The organism is Vibrio sp. OPT46 (genome assembly GCF_015163535.1).
GTDB classification, from domain to species: Bacteria; Pseudomonadota; Gammaproteobacteria; order Enterobacterales; family Vibrionaceae; genus Vibrio; species Vibrio alginolyticus.
In genome coordinates this window covers 50,843-52,157 of the sequence record NZ_JADDYG010000029.1, presented here as the reverse complement: position 1 = coordinate 52,157, position 1,315 = coordinate 50,843, and the positions used below count along the sequence as shown (strand labels likewise).

2 protein-coding genes are annotated in these 1,315 nt (G+C 36.3%); one reads left to right on the top strand and one right to left on the bottom strand.

Annotation, left to right across the window (positions count from 1 at the left end; genetic code table 11):
• Positions 1-170: 170 nt before the first annotated feature.
• A complete protein-coding gene (locus tag IQR33_RS02260) occupies positions 171-443 on the top strand; it encodes a YnjH family protein (protein WP_005375306.1) in 273 nt (90 codons plus the stop codon).
• Between the two features lie 88 nt (positions 444-531).
• Here IQR33_RS02260 and IQR33_RS02255 read toward each other — a convergent pair whose 3' ends face one another.
• Positions 532-831 carry a YfcZ/YiiS family protein gene (locus tag IQR33_RS02255; protein WP_005375307.1) on the bottom strand — a complete coding sequence of 100 codons (300 nt, stop codon included), beginning with the start codon at positions 829-831 and terminating at the stop codon, positions 532-534.
• Between the last annotated feature and the right edge of the window lie 484 nt (positions 832-1,315).

Sequence of the window (1,315 nt, the reverse complement as noted above, 5' to 3'; positions counted from 1 at the left end):
GCTAAGTAACTTCAAGCTTACTAAAATGAGATAAATTAAATGATTGAATGTGAAGCAGACCCAAGTGTAGAGGTGAGAAAAATATCAGTAGATATTTGAATAATATGAGATTCTTCCAAGAACTTCACAAGGGTCCTTGTTAGTATTATTGAGGTTTGAGGGAGATTTTCATGAAGTTAAAAAGTGTATCTATTTTTACCGCTGGTGTTTTTGCAGTACTGCTGTCGGGTTCCGTTTTTGCTAAATCATACAGTACACCAGAAAACAAAGCGCTAATAGTTGCTGACGGTAAGGTAGGTCAGCGTATCTGTTACTACGATGATAAAGCCTACACCACAGGGGCCGTGATTAATGTTGAAGGCGTATTACTGATGTGTACCGCTGAGAACGATTTTGAAACCAATGGCTCGTTAAAGTGGGTCGTGTTCAAAAAAGATAAATAAACGCGCCGAAGTTGTCTGTTTCATTTAGAGCGGTTTAAGATTAAGAGATTGGAAAAATAAAAAGCGAGCATCATGCTCGCTTTTTTCATTAACGCGCGAGTGAGCGAGTTTTTAATTCAAAGATAAGTTTTTCAGCACTTACTTCAAATTTGAATCGAGCCGTCGCTTGGTTCGATTCTTCGGTTATTTCTGAAACATTGTATTCAACATCAGCACATACTGATTTAGCGAGCTCGATGTATTTTTGTAGTTCAGACTCTAGCTCTGTTTTTGTCTGTGCGAAAACCGTTACGTCGGCAACTTCGTCACCTTCTTTGATGATAAAGCCAATCTCGCCAGCACAGCCGCAGGCCTCACATACTTGGTTTTTTTCTAATTCGACACTCATAACGAATCCTCTTGTAAATACTAAGGGTATTCTATCAGGTATTTGATCTGTATCTACAAAAATGACGACTTTTGCGTAAAAAAGGAACAGAATAGGCACTTGTTAAGTAAGGGTTAAAGATTGGATTACTAAATCATCAAGAACGTTAATGTGATATATATCAACATTTAAAATCAATTAACGAACATAGTGACGAGATTTTGCTCAGTCCAGTTGAACTAATGGTTAATTTATAAGACTATTTCTTGATTGATTATTTTTAATAATTATCATTCTTGGTCTTTGAATAGTTTCGATGAATAATTGGCGCAAGGTTTTGATGAGACTAACTTTTCGCCTTATTTTGAGTAGCATGTATTGACAAAAACATAACTGAAAATTACACATTACGCAGTGTAAAGACGTTATGGTTTGGAACTCGACATGATATTAAATAGTCGCAATACATATACCCAAAGCGCTTTCAAGTGCAGTGCTTAGCAAT

What these genes read in the sequence shown, in the direction of transcription:
- IQR33_RS02255 (WP_005375307.1), bottom strand. Translation starts at nt 831, where the DNA reads ATGAGTGTCGAATTAGAAAAAAACCAAGTATGTGAGGCCTGCGGCTGT.
- IQR33_RS02260 (WP_005375306.1), top strand. Translation starts at nt 171, where the DNA reads ATGAAGTTAAAAAGTGTATCTATTTTTACCGCTGGTGTTTTTGCAGTA.